14 protein-coding genes are annotated in these 20,106 nt (G+C 59.8%); 2 read left to right on the top strand and 12 right to left on the bottom strand.

Annotation, left to right across the window (positions count from 1 at the left end; genetic code table 11):
* Positions 1 to 25 precede the first annotated feature (25 nt).
* Positions 26 to 148, bottom strand: coding sequence for a hypothetical protein (locus tag V3C19_RS07205; protein ID WP_330937193.1), 123 nt, complete (start codon positions 146 to 148; stop codon positions 26 to 28).
* A gap of 59 nt (positions 149 to 207) precedes the next feature.
* Here V3C19_RS07205 and V3C19_RS07200 point away from each other — a divergent pair, with 59 nt between their 5' ends.
* Positions 208 to 531 (top strand): DUF4870 domain-containing protein, encoded by a 324-nt coding sequence (locus V3C19_RS07200; RefSeq protein ID WP_330937191.1) that lies wholly within the window; start codon positions 208 to 210, stop codon positions 529 to 531.
* A gap of 273 nt (positions 532 to 804) precedes the next feature.
* Here the strand turns inward: V3C19_RS07200 and V3C19_RS07195 are convergent, their stop codons facing one another.
* The 10 genes from V3C19_RS07195 to V3C19_RS07150 form a co-directional block, all read right to left on the bottom strand.
* On the bottom strand, positions 805 to 1,719 hold the full coding sequence (locus V3C19_RS07195; RefSeq protein ID WP_302389433.1) for a hypothetical protein: 915 nt from the start codon (positions 1,717 to 1,719) through the stop codon (positions 805 to 807).
* A 175-nt stretch (positions 1,720 to 1,894) separates the two neighbouring features.
* Complete coding sequence (locus tag V3C19_RS07190; RefSeq protein WP_130084631.1) at positions 1,895 to 2,236, bottom strand: hydrogenase maturation nickel metallochaperone HypA; 342 nt, start codon at positions 2,234 to 2,236, stop codon at positions 1,895 to 1,897.
* A complete protein-coding gene (locus V3C19_RS07185) occupies positions 2,229 to 2,774 on the bottom strand; it encodes a HyaD/HybD family hydrogenase maturation endopeptidase (RefSeq protein WP_295934797.1) in 546 nt (181 codons plus the stop codon). The genes V3C19_RS07190 and V3C19_RS07185 overlap by 8 nt, the downstream gene beginning before the upstream one ends.
* Positions 2,775 to 2,790: 16 nt before the next feature.
* Positions 2,791 to 3,963, bottom strand: coding sequence for a cytochrome b/b6 domain-containing protein (locus V3C19_RS07180; protein WP_295934799.1), 1,173 nt, complete (start codon positions 3,961 to 3,963; stop codon positions 2,791 to 2,793).
* Positions 3,960 to 5,717 (bottom strand): nickel-dependent hydrogenase large subunit, encoded by a 1,758-nt coding sequence (locus V3C19_RS07175; protein WP_295934801.1) that lies wholly within the window; start codon positions 5,715 to 5,717, stop codon positions 3,960 to 3,962. Before V3C19_RS07175 ends, V3C19_RS07180 begins: the two co-directional genes overlap by 4 nt.
* 23 nt (positions 5,718 to 5,740) lie before the next feature.
* A complete protein-coding gene (locus V3C19_RS07170; protein WP_295934803.1) occupies positions 5,741 to 6,961 on the bottom strand; it encodes a hydrogenase small subunit in 1,221 nt (406 codons plus the stop codon).
* Between the two features lie 87 nt (positions 6,962 to 7,048).
* Positions 7,049 to 8,530 (bottom strand): carbohydrate porin, encoded by a 1,482-nt coding sequence (locus tag V3C19_RS07165; RefSeq protein WP_161981413.1) that lies wholly within the window; start codon positions 8,528 to 8,530, stop codon positions 7,049 to 7,051.
* A gap of 203 nt (positions 8,531 to 8,733) precedes the next feature.
* Positions 8,734 to 10,320 carry a hypothetical protein gene (locus V3C19_RS07160; RefSeq protein WP_295934805.1) on the bottom strand — a complete coding sequence of 529 codons (1,587 nt, stop codon included), beginning with the start codon at positions 10,318 to 10,320 and terminating at the stop codon, positions 8,734 to 8,736.
* Between the two features lie 14 nt (positions 10,321 to 10,334).
* Positions 10,335 to 11,168 (bottom strand): NAD(P)-dependent oxidoreductase, encoded by an 834-nt coding sequence (locus tag V3C19_RS07155; protein ID WP_130084625.1) that lies wholly within the window; start codon positions 11,166 to 11,168, stop codon positions 10,335 to 10,337.
* Between the two features lie 27 nt (positions 11,169 to 11,195).
* The gene (locus V3C19_RS07150) at positions 11,196 to 13,949 is read right to left on the bottom strand and encodes a tetratricopeptide repeat protein (protein ID WP_295934807.1); all 2,754 of its coding nucleotides are present in this window, start codon (positions 13,947 to 13,949) and stop codon (positions 11,196 to 11,198) included.
* A 117-nt stretch (positions 13,950 to 14,066) separates the two neighbouring features.
* On the opposite strand from V3C19_RS07150, the gene pepT reads away from it, so the two are divergent.
* Positions 14,067 to 15,299, top strand: coding sequence for a peptidase T (pepT, locus tag V3C19_RS07145; RefSeq protein ID WP_295934809.1), 1,233 nt, complete (start codon positions 14,067 to 14,069; stop codon positions 15,297 to 15,299).
* Positions 15,300 to 15,584: 285 nt separating this feature from the next.
* On the opposite strand, the gene V3C19_RS07140 is transcribed toward pepT, so the two are convergent.
* The gene (locus tag V3C19_RS07140; protein WP_295934810.1) at positions 15,585 to 19,964 is read right to left on the bottom strand and encodes a DUF6288 domain-containing protein; all 4,380 of its coding nucleotides are present in this window, start codon (positions 19,962 to 19,964) and stop codon (positions 15,585 to 15,587) included.
* Positions 19,965 to 20,106: the final 142 nt, after the last annotated feature.

Genomic DNA, 20,106 nt, shown 5'->3' with positions numbered 1-20,106 from the left:
CGGAGCGCATGTCTCTTGCAGCGGTTTAAAACTGCTCCTGTTCCACCCCCCACTCCCGCTCCCACCCCTGTTCCGCCGCCATCTCCTGGACCGGTTCCTCCTCCTTCCGCGGCTTCAGTTCCGCCTCCCCATCCCGAGCCGCCTCCATCCCCCGAGCCGGCCGCTTCACCGCAGTCCAACAGTGACAATTTTGCGCTCGTTACGGCTATTTCTCCTCTGCTTTCCCTGTTCACCGGAGCCGTTCCTGGATTGAACATCATTGCTCCGTTCATCTGCTGGCTGATCTGGAAGCAGGACTACCCCCTGGTGAACCAGGTGGGCAAGAACGTTGTCAATGCCCAGATTTCCTGGGGAATCTACCTGTTTGCGTCCTGGGCGGTCTTCGGAATTCTGACCTTGATCTTCATTGGTTTCCTGTTCATTTGGATCATTCCCTTGGTGTGGATCATCCTGTCCATCATATACACGATCAAGATCGCCAACAGGGAATACACGTATCAGATGCCTTTCACGATCACCTTCATCAAGTAATCTCCGGATTGCCTGTGAATATTCAACAGGGGCCGGCCTGCGGTGCAAGCGGGGCGGCCTCTTTTTTGAATCATGTCTTCCTGCCGGATGGGGGGATGCCCCCTAAAATTTGCTGTTGCCCGCGGACTGTTTTCTGGCCGTGGCCCTCCAGGAGGGCCATAAGTGCCATCGGGGCCGGAAACTCCCGCTTGCAGGGAAACCGGCCATAAGAGGGATGGAGGGAAGGCCGGTCCGCCGCGGGATGGGGCGGCAATCATTCCTGAACGCCTGTGTTCAGATGGGTATTTCCCGGTCGCTGCCGCCGTACATGAAAGTATGCAACAGGCGTGTGACCTGGTTCTGATCGGAATGAAGCTGGGCAGCAGGGCGCAGGGCGGCGTAGGTCAGGCTGTCATGCCCGGTAAATTCCCTCATGTGGAATCCCTGGAAATTGGTCATGGGCTCGCTGTCGTGGTACAGCTTGCCCCTTCTGAGCAATTCGTCAAAGACGTGTTCCGCCTCACGCGTGCGGGTCAGCGCCTTTTCCGGATGCGGCACGCGGATGACCAGGGCCCCTCCATCCCCACGGAAATTGATGCCTTCCCCGGCCATGACATCTGCGGAAGGCTGGCTGGTGGTGCTGCCGAGCAGCAGCACCCCGTTGTCCACCAAATGGATGCGGTCGCAATGGGCCTGTTCCTTCACGTGAAGCACGCCTCCGTAAATGTGGGTGGAAACGCTGCCCGTCAGTTTTTTGATGCGCGCCAGACCGTGCCTGATGACGAACTCCGAGCCGTCGCAGGGCAGGTCTATGGCTGAGGCAAAAAGCCAGCCGTCCGTCATCGTGATACGTCCTTCATGCTCCCTGGCTCCCTGGATGCGCCCCTGTCCCATCAGAACGCGGCCTCCGTTGATCTCCAGGCTTCCGTTGGCCTTGTCCCCCAGAAACATGGTCATGTGGTCCGGCAGGTTGCCGATGAGCGTCAGGGTGCCTCCGTTGCGGACGGCCAGGTGGGCGGTTCCGTGGCCGTGGTCCGGCTGATTGGGGCCGCCCACGTAAACGGGGGCGTTGATGATGTAAAGGCTGCCTCCGGCATCAATGGTCAGGGAGTCCTGAACATCCGTCTGCCCCTGGACCACGTCATTGGTGATGGTGACCGGGCACATGTAGGAAACGCGGTTCATGGATGACGCTGAAAGCGGCATCATTCCCGTTAGGATGAATGGGTTGATATTGCTCATGATATTGGTTCTACAGCTGGGTTGGCATTTGCGGCGTAATGAAAGTACGCCAATATGTTTGACCGTCCGGAAGTGAAAAATGTTCGGGTAAATTTTCTGATTTTTTCCGGGTGGGAGCGGAACGGAGAAAGGAGGATTGGGGTCATTCCCATTCCACGCGGGTAAGCTCCAGCTCCCGCCCCCGGAGGATGGCCAGGGCGGGTTCCCCGCAGCCGGGGCAGATGTAGCCGTGGTCCGTGAAGAGGAAATCCTCTTGGCAGTCGTCGCAACGGCAGAGGGCCTCCACCCAGGTGATCTCCAGGGCGGCGTTCCCTGCCGCGTAGGCGTCTCTCAGGGCCAGAAAGGCGGATTGCAGGGCGTCCGGCACCACGCCGCTCAGGCTGCCGATGGTCATGTGCACGCGCACCAGCCGGGAGCCGCCGTTTTCTTCCATGAGGCGGCGCGCCATGTCCAGCGCCCCTTCCATGATGCCTACTTCATGCATGGGCGTTTTCCCGGTCCGCGCAGTCCTCTACCGCCCGGGCAATGAGATTTTCAATCAGCTCCAGGGCCTGCGGCATGGCCGCCCGTACCTCTGCGGACATGGGCTGGCAGAAATCCGTGTGCGCGGCCTCCACCCCCACCAGCGTGATGGCGCGCGGCAGGGTGCCGCAGAGCTGGGCGGCGCCCAGCACCTCCTTCATGCCTATCTGGTGCGGGGAAATGACGCAGGAGAAATGGCGGGGGAGCTCCTCCTTGCTGCGCGTGACGAGCGTGCCCGGTGCGGCTCCCGTCTTCACGGCGTCCACCAGGATGACCGTGTCCGCGTCTTCCAGCAGGGGCAGCAGCGTCATGCCCAGGGTGCCTCCCTCCTCCACATGCACCAGCGGGCCGTAATCCCGCTCCTGGAGCCGTTTCGCCAGTTCCACGCCCACTCCGTCGTCCCCCATGAGCGGGTTGCCCACGCACAGCACGAGCACGGGGTAGGCATTTCCCTTTACGGGGCAGCCACGCCGATCCTCCGTATATTCTTCAGCTTTCATGAATATTGATCCGGTATTATTCATCCCTGAACTTCACTCCCTTGCGCAGCCAGCGGCCGCCGCTGAACATGGAGGAGATGGTGCCGTCCCGGTCCACGTTTCCGGAAAGAATGGAAAGGTACACGTGGATCATGGCAAAGATGATGAAGCACCACATGCCGATCAGGTGGATCAGGCGCACGTACGGGACCCCGATCAGGTCGTTCAGCGGCATGAACCAGTGGTAAAACCAGTGGCGCGGCTCGTACAGCGCGTACAGTGCCAGCCCGGTAACGATCATGGTGGTGAACAGGACGTATACGCCCGTATACGTCCACTGCTGGAGGGGGTTGTGGCCTATGTAGCGCGGACCGTCGTAGCTCCGCGCAAAAACGTAGTCCACCGCCGTGGTGTACAGGTCCTTCCACTGTTGTCTGGAGACGGGGAACAGCGCCCGGAAGCTCTGGTACTTGTTGGAGGCCATGAAAAAGCAGGAAAAGCGGAGCATCATCACCACCACCAGCGTCCAGCCCAGGGCGTAATGGACGAAGCGGAGCGTGCCGAACTGGAAGGCTCCGTGCAGGTCCCCCATTTTCAGGAACCAGCCTTCCGCGATGCAGATGCCCGTAGCAGCCAGGCCGATGATGCAGAACACCCATGTCCAGTGCAGCACCCGCAGCGGCCAGTCCCAGACGTGGAAGTAGCGGAAATTGGCCTTGGCCTTGGAAAGATGGCGCACGTCCCGCATGGCGTGCATGGGCACCACGCCCAGCAGGCGCCACGGGGCGCCGGAGCGATGCACGGCAATCCCCACGGGCTGGAAGCCGGACGGATCATAGGCTTCAAAAGCCTTGTTCATGCGTTCCTTTTCCAGATTGCTGACCTCGCACAGTTTTTCCAGGGCGTTCAGGTTGCCGCGGGCCACCATGAAGGGGACGGCGTCTTCCTTGTCCGCGGCTTTCAGGATGGCGGTGCTGTAATGGCGTTCTCCGGACGGGGCCTCCCAGGAATCCGCCTGCTGGGCGTAATTCAGCTGGATGCCGCGTTCCCGTGCCGCGTGCAGCAGGGCCAGGTCCCCCGGGTCCGTGCTCCCGTTGGCGGAGGCGCACACGGCCAGCGCCAGGATTTCTTCCGGAGAGTAAACGGTACTGGCCGGAATGGCATCCTCCACCACCAGGGTGAGGTCTTCATTGATGAGGGTCGTTTTCACGGGTCCTGTCTGGTCAGAATGGCCTCTCCCTCTTCGTCAAACAGATGGACGGCGCAGGATTGGCACGGATCATAGCTGTGAATGGTGCGCAGGGGCTCCACGGGGCGGGACGGGTCCACCAGCGGATGCGTTCCGGTATGGGCCAGGGAATACTCGTACGGCCCCATCTGGCCTTCCGCGTCCCGTCCGGAACTGTTCCAGGTGCTGGGAACCACGGCCTGGTAATTCACCGTCTGGCCGTTTTCAATCCTTACCCAGTGGCTGAGGCTGCCGCGGGGGGCTTCCACCCAGCCCACCCCCTTGCAGGAGGAGGGCCATGTCTCGGGCTCCCATTTCTCCGGGTTGAAGGTGGCGGTTTCCCCGTTCTTGATGCGGTTTGTCATTTCCTGGAGCTGATTCACCATCATATCCACATTGATCATGGCGTCCAGGGCGCGGCCGTACACGCGGCCCAGCGTGGAATTCATGAAGGCGTTGTCGCGCGGCAATCCCAGCTTGTCGCAGGCGGCGTCCACCCGTTCCACGATGGCGGGAACGCCCTGGGCGTAGCCGATCATCATGCGGGCGTTCGGTCCCACGGCCATGGCGTGGCCGTCGTAGCGCGGAGCTTTCACCCAAGTGTACTGGGGGCGGTCGGAAAGCCATTTATAGGGCGGCCTGGGACCGTTGTAATCCGCGTCCGTCTGGCCGTCGTACGGGGCCAGTCCCGCATCCCGCCCTTCCGTGTACTTGTACCACGCGCTGGTGACGAATTCCTTGATCTTGTCCTGGTCAAAGGGAAGGACGTTCTTGTAATCCCCGTTCAGCAGGACGCCCGGCTTGATCATGCCTTTTCCGGCAGGGGCACCGGTATTGATTTCAGACGGGTCTCCAGTGCAGAACAGGTTGGGGTTGGACGCGCCGATGTGGGCGTAATCCTTGTAAAAACCGGCAATGGCCACGATGTCCGGGTAGTATACCTTGTGGATGAAATCGTGGCAGGTATCTACGAGCTGTTTCAGGTAGCTCAGAGAAAACTGGTTGATGGCCTGGTCGTTGTTCATGTTGATGGCGCAGGCCATGCCGCCCACCAGGAAATTGGGGTGCGGGTTCTTGCCGCCCAGGATGGTGTGGATCTTGATCATGTCCCGCTGCCAGACGAGGGCCTGGAGGTAATGCGCCACGCCCAGCAGGTTCACCGCCGGCGGCAGCTTGTAGGCGGGGTGGCCCCAGTACCCGTTCGTAAAAATGGAATACTGTCCGTGGGCGATGGAATCCTTCAGTTTCTTCTGCACTCCGGCAAAGTACGTAGCGGAGGAAAGGGGCCAGTCGGAAAGGGACTTGGCAATGGCGGCGGTTTCATTCGGGTCCGCCTTCAGGGCGGAAACCACGTCCACCCAGTCCATGGCCTGAAGCTGGTAGAAATGAATTACGTGGTCCTGAATGCCCAGAGCGCCGCTGACCAGGTCCCGCATAAGTTTGGCCTGGATGGGCACGGGGTATTGCAGGGCGTCTTCCACCGCGGCCAGGGCGGCAATGGCGTGGGTGCCCGTACAGACGCCGCAGATGCGTTCCACAAAGGCCCACACGTCCCGCGGGTCACGCTTGCAGGCGATCACTTCAATGCCGCGGTACTGCGTGGTGGACGTCCAGGCGTTTTTGATCACGCCGTCCCCGGCCTCCATCTCCACCCGCAGGTGGCCTTCAATGCGTGTCACGGGGTCGATGACCACGCGGCTGGATTCCGGAACGGCCGCTGATGTATAATTGCTCATGGTAATCTGGTGTAAAAGGCTTCTTATTCTTCAGTTTCCTTGTCGGGGGAGCCGGGCTCGTCCCCAAAGGCGGGCAGGGAGACGTTCGCCTCCTCCTTCATGTGCTGCTGCCGGTAATGAATGGCGGACCCCACCGCATGGGCGGCGATGGCCGTGCCCGCCGCGGCCACGCCCACGGCGCCGATCACGTTGGCGGAGGCTTCCACGCCGAAGCCGTTCACGTTGGGCAGCGTTTTGTAGAAGGGAGTCATGCGGTCAAAGAAATACAGCTCCGTGCATCCGATGCACGGGTGGCCGGACTGGATGGGGAAGCTAACGCCGCCGTTCCATTTGACGATGGGGCAGGGGGAGAAGGTGTCCGGCCCCTTGCAGCCCACCTTATACAGGCAGAAGCATTCCCGCGCGTTCTCATCGTCAAACACGTTGACGAACTGGCCGGCGTCAAAGTGAGCCCGGCGCGGGCAGTTGTTGTGGATGCGCGTGCCGTACGCCATCAGGGGGCGCGTTTCCAGGTCGCACTCCGGTGCGCGGTCAAAGGTGAGGATGTACATGATCACGGCCGTGATCACGTCCCCGATGGGAGGGCAGCCCGGTACGTTGATGACCGTGCGGTCTGTCAGGATGTCCCGGATGCCTACAGCCCCGGTAGGGTTGGGTCGGGCGGCCTGGATGGAGCCGAAGTAGGCGCAGGATCCCACGGCTAGGATGTAGGAGGCGTTTTCCGCGCAATGGCGCAGCATGTGCTCCACCGTATCTCCGGCCACGGTGCAGTACACCCCGCCGTCGTTGACCGGGACGGACCCGTTGATGACAAGGATGTGGGGTTCCTTGATCGCCTCTTCCAGGGCCTGGTTGGCGGCCTCCCCGGAGGGGGCCATGAGCAGTTCCACATACGGCATGGACACGGCGGAAAGCACCATGTCCCCGATCTCCTCATTATAGCTGCGGATGGTGCTTTCCAGGCACCCGGTGCATTCCTGAAGCTGGAGCCAGATGACCACGGGCCGTTTGAGATTCGCCATCTTGTCCGCAATTTCCTGGGCGTTGGAGACACCCCCCGTCACGGTGGCGACGCCCATCAGGGCAATCATTTTCAGGCACCATTTGTTGAATTCGCGTCGGCTGACGCCGCGGCGCTCCATATGTTCCCCCAGGGTTTCCCCGGGGCGCCATGTGGTTAAAATCTCATGGTTCAGGGAGGCCTGCTCCGCCTCCTTCAGGGAAGATAGCTCAGTGCGCTTCATGTGCGTGGTCCGGGTAAATATGTTTCCATTTAGACACTATTTCCAGTAAATGCGATCAATATTTTCCAATATTTCCCGCACGGTCACTTACCAGGACCACACGTTCTGAATCTGGAAAACCACGGCAGTCTGCCCCCGGCGCCCGTTGACGGGATTTTTCACGAGCTGAATGTCAGGCTGAAGCGTCATGGTAGGCGTTACCTGCATCACGTATGTCAGTTCAATGCCATATTCATTCTTGTTCACGTACGGGCCGTTCTTCCTGGCTCCCTGCTGCCAGAGGAATCCCAGGCCCAGGTAGCCGTCATTGGAGGCACCCTTCCCGTAAAAGGGGGAAAGGAGCACCAGCCCTGTGGTGGCCGCACATCGCACACCGGTCAACGCAGCTGCGTTGTCGCTGGCCCAGCCGCCGCGGAAGAACCAGCCCAGATGACTGTGGCGGCCGAGCTGCTGCTGGAAGTTGACGCCTACGCCGCCTCCGTTTTCACTGTCGCTGGTGGCGAAGAAGGGCTGGAGGCGGTACACGCCCGGTCCCCACCCGCAGAAATCCTCCGCCACGTAGCCGAATTCAAGCACGTTCGTCCAGTTGTCAGAGTTCAGGTTCTTGAACGGATTGTGGTTGGCGGTCATGTTGTTGGCGGCTGTGGCGCCCATCACATAAAAGGAGGACGTGGGTTGCCACGCAAAATGGAACCCCAGGGAGTTGTCCGTGAGCGGAAGCATGGGATTGTTGCCGAAAACGCTGTTGGTCAGGTTATTGTTGTGGGAATTGGCATACGCATTGTGGTCCATGTAATTGGTAGTGTCCAGCTGGCCCGCCATCAGCAGGAGCTTGCCGCCTGCGCCCACCCACGCCAGGCTCAGGTTGCTGAGGTGCGGGTCCGGCCCCTGGAAGGAGCTGGTGGGGTTCTGGAGGGAACCCAAGGTGGTGGCGGGGCCCTTGTTCCCTTCATTGAAGTCAAAGCCGTTGCCAAAGTCGAACTCGGAGGCCAGGTACAGGCCGCTGCCCGTGGAGTTGTTGCGGAAAATGGTGATATTGGTCAGAAGAGAACCGTTATAAGAGGGGAAATCCGTTTTCCCGTTCAGGCCGCCGCCCGTCAGGCCCGTGTAGTTGAAGCCGAACTGGGCGGAATAGGTGATGCCGTATTTGGACAGGGCCGTCTTGAGCTTTTGTGCTCCGGTGGAAATCATGTCCTCGCGGATCCAGGCATTCGGTTCCACGCAGGTATTGCCGAAGACGTAGGAACTGTCCAGATACGGCATCATCTTGAGGGGCTTGGAGGCAAAAAACTCAATGCCGGGCTTGGATGGGCGGGAAAGGTGCTGAAGAAGAATGCTCGGCTTGGTAGGCACGCCGGGCGTGCGTTTGGTGATCTGTTCCTCCGGCCTCTGTCCCTTGATCAGGCTGGGGCTTATTTCTCTGCCTTCCAGCGGCTTGACCCGCAGGCCGCGTTCCGTGTTCAGATAAACGGCCTCCGGGGCCGGCTGGGGAACCTGCTGGGCCAGGACGGGATCACAGGAAACAAGGGCGGCGGCGGCAAAAAAAGGAGGAAGCAATACATGTTTCATATGACAGTCAGACAAGGCCGTACCCGGAATTGTCATAACGCGGGGGGCATGCTGACACGAATACCTGACAGGCCTTCGCAAAAAAAGATGAAAGTCCGGGCGCCTTCCGTAAAAGCCGGTAAATCCCGGAGCGGTTGCTTCTGCGGCACATCGCCGGGGCCGCAGGACCGGGCCGTCTGTGCGGAAATCCCGCATTTCCGGGATCAGTCCTTTCCGTACAGCGGGGGAACGGGAGCCTTTGCCGGAAGCGTGTACAATTTTTCAATATCGTCCAGGTACCTGGCAATGGGCGTGTTGGCCGGAGCCTCTTGTTCCCGGATCATTTTCATGGTTGCCGCATAGGAATCAAACGTTTTTCCGGAACCGGTCCGGGTGTTGATTTCATACCAGTCCATATAATCCCGTACGCGCCGGGCCGTTTTCATGGAAAGTTCCCGTATTTCCCGGAGCTGGCTGATTTTCGGTGCGGCTTTCCTGCGGTCCAGTTTGTCCGTCTGCATCAGGGCGACGAGTTTGGCGTATTCCACGATAATGGGGCGGTAGGAGGGAAAGGAACGCCTGCTGAGGTTGAACAGGCTGCCGGATATGTTGGAAAGCTGCCTCTTCAGGTCGGGCAGGGAGGCGGCCTCTTCCAGATTGTCCACGGGGAAAGTGGTGGTGGTACGCGTGTCCGGATCATACTTGACCAGCGTAAGGGCTTCCTGCAGGTGCCTTTCCGTCTCCATGATCGTGAGGGTTTCCGTCACGGGGGGGGTAGCCATGCGGGAAAGCTGGAGCGTCCACCATTTATGCAGGGAGGAAGGCGTCAGATTGAGCTGGGGAAAGTGGCGCTTGATGAGGTTTTTGGGATCATCCCCCCCCAGAATCGCCTGGTCCAGCAGATGTTTCATCCCTTCCGGTCCGTTTTTCTGGTTTAGCAGACAAAGCATCAGGGCACCGCAGGAAGTCTGGTAGGCGGCGTAGGAAGTAGCGTCCAGCTCCTTCTCCGGTTCCCGGCTTTTCAGGATATCTTCCGGGCTCATGATGCCATCCTGCTGGAACAGGGTGGAATACAGCGCGCGGTCCGCTTCATTGGTGTGCCACAGAACTGCCTGTTCCAGTCCGGTGATAAGCCAGGGGGGAAGGCTGACCTGTTCCGGAAGCCCCTCCGGATCGACATTCCGCAGCATCATTTCATAAAGCAGGGTGGAAATGACCGCGTGCCGGAGCCTGTCCTGGTTGATGCCGCGACCCAGGTGGATGTAAATATTGTACGTGATGGCGTCCCCCAGAATCGTGGTCTGCATGCGGATGGGATTGGGCGGGACCGGGGTGCCCGGCTCCCCCATCAGGCGGATGATGATCCGGTTTTTCCATTCGTCCGGCTGCTTGAGGATTTTCAGGAGCGTCGTACGCATGGAATCTGCGCGGGAGGCGATTGCCCCGGCCAGCAGGGCGTCCTGTCCGATCACGTGGAACTGCTTGGAAGAGGAAATGCTGGTGAAGGGCTGCCGCCGTACCGGGGCTTCCGTGGCGGGAGCCGCCGCGGGCGGGGCTGCCGCTTCTCCGGACGGAGCCGCAGGAGCGGAAACGGGTTGGGCAACGGGCGCAACGTTGGACCGGCCCTGCAGGACGGGGCGGTCGGAGGAATCGTCCAGATGGTCCGTGTCCGGAACGGGCAAGGGAACTGTTTCTTCATGCGCGGCGGCAGGCGGCGCGCTTTCTCCCCGTTCCGCCTCCTGTCCGCAAACGCAGGGAACAAGGAGCAGGAGGGGCAGAAGAAAGCTGGTGCATGTTCCTCCGGAAATCATCGGTCGGGATCGGGTTAATCAAATTGTTCCGCCAGGCAGCCGAAATCCTCTTCCGCATGACCTTCGCGGCACAGGCGGTCCATGATGGAAGAGACGAGCGCCGCTACGGGAGGCTGGATGCCTTTTTCCGCTGCCAGTTCCTGGGCGTAAACGCTGTCTTTCCGCATATTGTCCAGGGAAAAGTGGGTGGAAAAATCGCGTTCCGCCATCAGGGGAAGCTTGAACGCCGCCAGCGGGGAGGCGATGACGTTCCGGGAAATGGCCTGCCCCAGCAGTTGCGGGGAAATGCCGTAGGCCTGGGTGATGGCCAGGGCTTCGCTGAGGCTCTGGACCATCGTGGCGGAAATCATGTTGGTGATCAGCTTCACGACGGTGCCGGCGCCCACGCCGCCCGCATGGAGAATATCCTTCGAGCTATGTTCCAGAACGGGACGCATGCGGTCCAGCGTGGAGGAATCCGTCCCCGCGTAATAAACCAGTTCCCCCTTTTCCGCGGGCATGCGGGAACCGGTGAACGGGCAGTCCACATAAGTGCAACCGATTCCGGAGCACATCAGGGAAAGCTTGTCCACCGTGGCAAGGTCGATCGTGGAATGGTTCAGGATCACGTGTTCCGGGGTGAGGGCTCCCCTCATCTGTTCAAACACCTCCAGGCAGGCGTTTCTGTCCTTAAGGTAGATCTGGATAATTCTGGAAGCGCGGACGGCGTCCGCCGGGCTTGCGGCCACGCGGGGGTAACCTTCACGGGGCGTGCGGTTCCAGACGGTCACGTCGTCACCCAGGGAGATCATGTGCCGGGCAATGCGCGAGCCGATGATTCCCAGGCCGAGAATGGAAACTTGATGCATAACGGGATTCGGGAATGAAAAATGGGATCAGGAACCGATGCGGAAACGGCTTCTTCTGCGCGGTTTTTCCGCGGCTTCCGCCTGTGCCTGTTCCTTGGCGGGCGCGGTCTCCGCCTGCTGGTTGGCGGCAGTGTGCGTGGGGCCTGCCTCCTTCACCTGGGAGGCCAGGGAAGCGGGTTCCGGTTCCGTACGGAGGCTCACGGCGATGTGCCGGGATGCCGGAGCGGGGCGTTCCTGGGCGTTCGGATCTTCCGCAATGCTGGCGGGAACTTCCCCGGCTTCGTGAGGAATGGCTTTCGGGTCGCTCACCGCAACGGCCATGTGGGTGTCGGGAACGTCCGGAGCCGGTGCGGCTTCCTTCTCTGCCTGCTTGCGGCGCGGCAGTGTGCTGGTGCCGGTGATGGCCAGTTCCAGGTCGGAATCCGGCAATCCTCCGCAGCGGATGGCGGCATCGTAACTCTTGCGGGCCTGCGCTGTGCGTCCCAGCCGGGAATAGGTCCATGCGAGGTTGAAATGGGCTTCGGAGGATTCCGGATGGATCTTCAGCGCTTTTTCAAAATGGTCAACCGCCTTTTCGTAATTCCCGGCGCTGCTTTCCAGGTTGCCCAGGTAAAGCAGGGCCGGAGCGTTGGCTGGGTTCAGCCTGACGGTCTCCGTCAGGGAGGCCAGCGCCTGCTGGTCGAGCCCGGCCCGGTACTGGGCCACTCCCATCATGAACCATGCAGGGGAGGAGCCGGCATCCAGCTCGGTGGCCTTTTTAAGATGTTCTATAGCTTCCTCCGCCTTGTTGCGCTGGAGCAGGATGGTTCCCAGATTCACCAGGGCGGGTACATGGTTGGGCTGCAAATCCAGAAGAGTGCGGTAGAGCTGTTCGGCCGCTACGTAACGTTTTTTGGCAAAGGCTTCCGCAGCTCCCTGGCCCAGGGCCTCCGCCTCCAGTTTTTTGCGCACGGCGGTTTTCATGCCTTGGTTTACCTGTTGCTGGTCCGGCGCAGCGGAGGAGGCTGAAAGAGCGGCCAGTTTCGCCTGTTCATTGAACTGGCGCGTCAGATACTCCAGCTTTCTGCTGAGTTCCTCCACCTGGCGGTTTTTCTGTTCCACGGCTTCTTTGGCTTTTGCCAGGGCCTGGGTCTGAGCCTTGTTCGCCTTTCTGTTCTTGGACGCGTCATTTTTCATTTTGCTGCGCGCCAGTTCCAGTTCCTTGGAAAGCTGGGCAGCCTTTTCCCGTTCTGAGAAAAGTTCCTTGGCCAGCTTGTTCATGTCTTCCTTCTGCTGGTCCGTCAGGAAAAGTTTTAACTTGCTGTCCGCCGCAAGGGTATTGACGATTTGCTGTTCGGCGGGCGTCAGCTTGATGATCTCCCTGTTGCCCAGCAGGGCTGCAATATCCGCCGTGGCCGGGTTTTGCTGGAACTCCCTCATGTAAGTGCTGATGAGCAGGGAACGGCTTTGGTCCTGGATGGAAAGAATGCGGCTCTGCTTGGCGATGATGGAGCGCATCAGCTTGACTTCCTCCGTAAGCAGGGGGCTTTTTTCCGGATGCTCGGACAATTTGGAAAGCTCCACATCCGCGTTGATCAGCTTGGTCATCATCTCCGTGATGCGCTTGCGGTAGCCGATGTTCTCGTCGCTCATGGCAATCAGCTTCTGCTTGAGTCCGGCGGATTCTTCTCGGGCTTCTTCCAGAGCTTTCAGATTGGCCTTGCGCTGTTCCTCGGAATCGGAATTGGCCGTTTCCAGAGCGGCGATTCTGGCTTGTGCATCCTTGAGCTGGGCCATCAGGGTCATATTGCGGTCCAGCAGGTTCCTGGTCTTGTCCGGATTGTTCAGTTCCAGCAGGGCCGCCAGCTGGTTGCGTTCATTCTGCAGGGCGTCTCTATCGTCCGTCGTTTTCTTCAGGGCATCTTTATATTCCTGAAGTTCCTGCCGGAGGGAAGCTATCAGTTCCAGATGCTGGGCTCTTTCCTTCCCCAGCCTGTCGACGGTCTGTTCCAGTTCGTCCACGCGCCGGGTCAGTGTCTGAAGAAGCTTGTTGTTCGTGGCCCTTTCTTCATTCATCTGTTTCTTGACCTTGATCAGCTCGTCGCGGTAAACGGACTCTCCCGTGGCGGCCACGGCCAAGTCTGACAACGCTTTCTCCAGTTGCCTGCGGGTGCGCTTGAGGGCATCGATCAGGGCCTTGTTTTCCATTCTGGACTTGTCCAGGGCATTGAGGACGCGGTCGTAAGTACTTTCCACGACTACCGGAGGGGTTCCAGGAGATACGGACGATCCCGGAATGGGATTGATGGGAAGGGCTCCTGGCGTTGCCGGGAATTCCACGCCTTTGTACCCGGGGGGCAACGTGATGTTGGGTTTGAGCCTGGGACGGTCCGCGGAAGGAACGGCGGGAGGGTGCTCCACAGTCAGAGCGGGACCTGCCGGACGGGCTGCCGCCTGCTGCTGCGCCAGTTTTTGCCATCGGTCCAGGTTTTCCCTGTTGATCTGGCGGCGCTGTGTGAGCAGGTTGGGTCTCCATTGCGGATGAGATTTGACCAGTCGTGCGAGTTGTTCCTCCGCCTGCTGGGTGAGGCGGATGGCCCCCACATAGTCCCGCTTTTCCGCCAGTCCGGCGGACTTGTTGACCAGGCTGAGTGCCTCCACGTACATGTCCGAGGGGTCTTGCCACGTTCCGGAGGACGCGGACATGGAGCCAGGCACATAGATTTCCTGCGCCATAAGCGGCAGCGCGCCGCAGGAAAAGGCCATAGCAAGGGTAACGCCAACGGGGAGAGGAGTCATCATGGGGAGAAGCTCTGTTTACATACTTCAACCAGAACTGAACTGCAAGGATAAACCGTGTCCTTGTGCTTGTGTTCGGAATACGGGGTGCTAGACTTTGAGCAATCCTTGATTTTCCTGATGAATATATCTGTTTTGGACCGTTTTTTGAGATATGCGGGTGTGGATACTCAATCATCCCCGGACTCTGGAACCGTGCCGTCCACGCCCGGACAGACCGTTCTGAGCCAAATGCTGGCGGAGGAACTTCGGGAAATGGGCGCGCAGGCGGAGCTTGATGAAGCTTCCGGCATCGTGTACGCTTCCATCCCTTCCAATATCCGGAAAAAGGTTCCGGCCATCGGCTGGGTGGCGCATGTGGATACGGCTCCCGGAGTACCGGGCAGCGGCGTGAACCCTTCCATCGTGCATTCCTATGACGGGGGTGATATTGTTCTGGACGGAGAGCGGGGAGTAGTGCTTTCACCGGACGTATTTCCGGAATTGAAGGAATATGTAGGCCAGAACCTGGTGGTGACGGACGGGAAAACCCTGCTTGGAGCGGACGACAAGGCGGGCATTGCGGAAATCATGGACATGGCCGCCTCCTTCCTGCTGCATCCGGAACGCCCCCACGGAGACATCAGGATTGCCTTCACCCCGGATGAGGAAATAGGGCGTGGCGCGGACAACTTCGACGTGGCGCGCTTCGGCGCGGACTTTGCCTACACGGTGGACGGAGGACGGCTGGGAGAAATCGAATATGAAAACTTCAATGCCGCTTCCGCCGTGGTGACGGCGCACGGCAAGAGCATTCATCCCGGAAGCGCCAAGGGTAGAATGGTGAACGCCTCCCTTCTGCTCATGGAATTCCAGTTCATGCTGCCCGCGTTCCAGAATCCGGCGTGTACGGAAGGCTACGAAGGATTTTATCATCTGGACTCGTTCCGCGGGGACGTGGAACAGGCCGTGGCGGAATACCTGATCCGGGATCACGACTCCGCGGAATTTGAGTGCAAAAAGGAATTCATGCGCGACTGTGCCGCCCTGCTGAACCGGAAATACGGGGAGGGCTCCGTCATCGTGGAAATCGAGGATTCCTATTACAATATGCGGGGGAAAATTCTTCCGCATATGCACTTGGTGGACCACGCCCGCCAGGCCATGGAAGCGGTGGGAGTGCGGCCGGAAATCATCCCCGTGCGCGGAGGCACGGATGGCGCGCGTCTTTCCTTCATGGGGTTGCCCTGTCCCAATCTGTGTGCGGGAGGCCACAACTTCCATGGAAGATACGAGTATGTTCCCGTGCAGTCCATGGAGAAAATTTCCGCCATCCTTCAGGAAATCGTTTCAGGATACGCTCGCGGGAAATGAGTGTCCGTTTGTGCCTGGAGACGGTCCGGGGCTGTTTTCTCCCGGAATGCTGCGGAGGCGTTTCTTCCCGTGCGGGTTTTTTCACGGGCGGAAAAGAGGGGCTTCCGCATGACTCCGGAAATTTCTTGACCGGGAAAGACGGCAGTTTTTTTTCTGGTTGCGGGAACGCAGATCAGTAGAAGACCGGATGCCGGGGGGACTTCTCCCTTCCGGTCCTTGAAAAAAGAAGGGGCCGGGCTCATGGCGAGCCGACCCCTGAAATTGATGGTCTGTCACGGGATGCCTTTATTTGGCCGCCGCTACCGCTGTTCTGGGAGCATCCTCCTTGTATACGTGCAGTTCCGCCAGGCGGACCTTGCCGCCTTTCTGTGAAAATTTGACACGCAACCTGTTTGTGGTGACCGGGTCGAACGTTCTCATGCACTTGATAAAGCCGTTGCCGGGGGCCTGGAGCATGCGCAGAACTTCCGGCTCATCGGCATACATGGCCTTCTGTGCATCGCTTACTCCAGCGGTAGCCGGACCTACGGAACCCCAATGGACGGGAATCCACTTGCCGCTCTTGTAGGCTTCAATGATGATGCGGGAATTCCCTTTGTCCAGCTTGAGGTCCACCGCCCGCAGGGTGGCGGGGGATTTCAGGGTAAGCTCCAGTACCAGGGGATTGTCTTCCCCGTTCGGCATGTCCAGCTCTTCCACGGTAGTGACGTCGCGGTCCAGAAGTTTGGCCGTGTCCACGCTGCCGCCGGTAGAAGCCTTCAGCTTGTAATCCGCGACTTCTTCAGACCCTTTGCTCAGCAGCTTGAGTTCGCGTACGCGGCATTCCAGGCCGTGCCAGTCCGTGGAAACACGGAACAGGCAGCGGGACCCCTGGGTCAGGCAGGAATCGTTCGGGGAAACCCATGTCTTTTTGTTCTTCTTGTCCGTTTCGTCGTACACCTCGATCTGGTTGCCCTGGGAGGCCGCAGAAATATAAGTGCCATCCGGCAGGTGGAAGGAACAGCCCCAGTTGCCATGGTCGCGGATCAGGATGCCCGGAACCCACAAATGGTTGCAGTTGGTGACGGGGCGCGCTTTCTCCCCACATCCCACTTCAAAACCGCCGACGGCGATGGGGCGGTCATACTCCACGTCCAGATCGTTCACGCGCCATTTGATTTTGGCCGTCATCTTGGGAACGCCCGGCTGGGTGGGGCCGCTGAGTTCCTTGCTGTAATTGTAAACATTCCATTGGCCTCCGAATTTGGTACCCGGCGTCCAGGAGATGGTTTCCATCGGGGAAAAGGTGGTGGTGTCGCTGAACTGGACGGTGCCGGCAAAGTCGTACTTGTACGCTTCATTGGCCTTGCTTTCCAGTTCCTTGTTGCGTTGCAGGCCCAGGGCACGGCCGCCCAGGGGCTGCTGGATGTCCAGGTTCAGGGAATATTCACCGGGCTGGAGTTTGTCGTCCTTGCGCTTGGGTTCAAAGAAAATGCGCACATCCATGCCCAGGATCATTTCCGCACAGGTGGCCTTGGTGAGTTGGTCCACGCCGGGAAGGGCCATGATGGCCTTGGAAATGGGGAGGGCCCGGGAATTGACCAGGTCCATGAGCTTGAAGCGGCAGCCCTGTTCCACGGGAATCTTCTTCATGTCCCGGATGGCGGACTTGAGGGAGGCCGGGGCCTTGGAGCCCAGAGCCGCACTGACCATGCTCCAGTTGCGGATGTAGGTATTCAGGAAGCGGGATTCCGTATCGTTAATGGGGGGAACCTTGCGGAAGGACTTGGCCTGGAACTCGGGCTTTCCGGTGATGGCCAGGTTCTGCCGTTCCGCACACAGCGCCGTGATCCACACGCCGGTGCGGATATAGGTGCCTATCACGGGATCCGCCGTCATCAGCTCCAGTCTGTTGGGATTCTGCATCATGCCTCCGTCAAACGGGCGCAGCAGGGTAAGCTTCCAGCGGAAAGCCTCCATGTTCTTGTAATAAACTTCCGGATTGACGCGCCAATAGGAGGGGAGGGCCCACATAATGGACAGCGTTTCGGAGGAGTGACCCTGGTCGCAGCCGCCGATGGGGCCTTCGCTGTACATGATGCGGCTGTTTTTGGTGTATAATTCCGGTCCTCCGCAGATGAGGGAGGCGATGAAATAGGGACCGTGGCGCCCGGAATAGGTGCCTCCGCAGTTGCGGTTGGGTTCAAAGGAGAAGGATTCCGTCATGCGGCCGTAGGGCCCCATCCCCGTGGGGCAGAGCTCCTGGGCGCGGTCCATCATCTTGTCCAGCACGCCGTCTTCCACCCGGGCCGGGGTTTTGCTGGCCAGCGCCAGGAACAGGCACATATGGGAGCCGCCGATGCTGACCCCCGTGCCCGCATAGCCGGGATGGATGCCGTGCCCGGTGACGAAGTCCCCGTAAAGCACTTCGTTCTTCATGCGCTGCACGCCGTTACGGATGGCGGGCAGCACGGAATTGTCCCGGTAGCGCAGCCAGTACTCGCACAGGAAGATGCCCGCGGAAGCCTGGGGAACCGCCCACCAGCACTGGGAGCCGGAAAAGGCGATGTAATGAGCGGCCTTCTTGATGACCGGATCATACTTGGGATTGCCGGTAGCCATCAGGGCCAGACCGGCCCATGCCGTATCGTAATGGTTGCCGCAGTAGCCGCCGGGGCGTTCCCAGGAGCCGTCCTCGCGCTGCTGGGCGGCGAGCCATTCGCTCATCATGTGGACCACGGCCTTGCTCTTGGCGCAATTTTTCGGGAAGCCGGGCGCATAGGACCCCAGCTGGGGAATCCTGAACGTGACGTTCTTCACGTACTTCTTGACGGCGTCCGGCAGGGTGGAGGCCCCTCCCGTGTACACGGTGACCCCTACGCTTGCGGCCCCTCCGGGGGTGCCGGTCCCTTTCAGCTTCCAGTTGCCTTTGGGGATGTCGAAAACAATAGAGGAGACGGCGTGCGCCAGCCAGACCTTGCGTTCGGGATCGTATTTGGCGGCGCCGTAGCCCACGCTGTACTGCAAGGGCCTGAGCTTTGTCAACGGAATGGGTCCTCCGGCCCCTTCCAGCCTCAGGTCTGACCATTCGAAACCGTCGCTGCCGATGCCGTTGCCGCCGTCGTCAACGTGCAGCCGGATCTGCTGGCCGCCCTGGACGGAGATGGAAAGATTGACGGGCTTCTTCGCCTTTTCCTCCCTGAACACTTCCTTCCAAAGGGGCTGGAGGCCCTGGACTTTTTCCACGTTCTCCGCAGGAATCAGGTTCAGGGTAATTTTTCCGGCGCCTTCCGCCTTATCCACCAGCAGGCCGGCGTGCATGTCCAGGCCGCGGGAATCCTGGAACTGGTAGGGACCGTAGGGAACATCCAGGCTCAGGGAGGTTTTGAAGGGCTGGCCATCGATACCGAGGATCACGTCCCCCTTGTTCACATATTTTTCAGCGGGGGAGCCTTCGATCACCTGGGTGACCACGTACACGTTCGCCACGGGGTCGCCGTTGGGGTCCAGCAGGGATTTGGGAAACATTCCCCTGAAATTGGGATTGGGCCAGGACGTATCCAGACCCCGGGCACGGAATCCGAGGGGGCCGAAAGTAGTGATCCACCCTTCGGCTATCTCTTCCTTGTTGCCGAACCAGCTTGTATAAAGCTGGGAGTACTGTTTCTTCCACTGGTTCAGGGGAAGCGCCTTGGCATACTTCTTGATGTACGCGTTGACGTCCCCCATATTGGTAGTTTGCCTGTGTGCCGTTGCGCGGGGCCTGCCTGCGGATGCGGTTGCGGCGGTATGTGCGTTGCGGGAAGGTGCGGCTACTCTGGCGGTGGTGGAAGACGGTTTTTCCTTTTCTACCGGAGCCGCTTCCTTAGCGTCGTCGGCGTCATCCGTTTCTGCAGGTTTTTCCGCCACTGCTTCGGGAACGGTTTCCTCGTCTCCTGCCTCTGCGGGCGCGTCCGCCTTGTCTTCAGCAGGTTGGACGGCAGCGGGGGATGGTTCCTGCGGAGGCTGTTCTTCCGCGGTTGCGGTTTCCTCTTCAAAGGGATCTGCCGCTTCCGGGGTAGGCTGTGCGGCCTTGTTCCCGGCTTCCGGCTTGGGGGCCTTCTTCTTTTTGTGAAGCTTGGCCGGTTCCTGGGCCGGAGCGGTTTCTTGACTGCGGCTGTGGGTAGAATAGTGGTACGCTGCGTAGCCTCCTCCCAGCAGGACCAGCAGCAGAATCCATATTCCCAGGGAATTTTTTTTCTGACGAGGCTGGGGCATGGCGACCGGGGAAACGGGTGCTTCCGCACCCGGTGTGGCCAGGGCCCGCTGGTCGCGCTGGAGGGAAACGGACTGGGCCTGGGGTTCTGCCGTTCCGGCCGCCGGATGGGCGCCGGGTATGGCATAAACCAGATACAGCGTGCCCTGGGCCGGAATTTCCGCCAGGGCTCCGGTGCGGAACTGGGCCTCAAAATCGTTTTTGAGCGGAATCACCTCCTGCTCGATGTCGGTGCTTTCCGGATAGCGCAGCTTGCCGCTTTCCGGGTCGCGCACGGCCAGGCCCTGCGGGCAGAATTCCCGGACCAGGTATTGGACATGGCTGGAATCCGCCGCAAAATAAACGTGGCAGAGGGGATCCGTCTGCTTCAGCGACTGGATAAGATAGCCGTTGATATTGAATCCTGAGGGAAGGGGAGGAGTTGTTTCCATGAACAAAGACAGTTGATATTCCTTAAAACTACTACCATATTTCTGCGCCTCTTTCAATTTAAAAGAAATGTCGTCCGAACATGGGTCTTGTGACGCGATTAAATGATTATTTGCTTGAATGCACGCTAATTATGTGGTGCAA

This window comes from Akkermansia sp. AE01SA01 (assembly GCF_036417395.1).
Lineage (GTDB): Bacteria > Verrucomicrobiota > Verrucomicrobiia > Verrucomicrobiales > Akkermansiaceae > Akkermansia.
The sequence above is the reverse complement of the archived record's forward strand: the minus strand, read 5'-3'. Positions and strand labels throughout refer to the sequence as shown.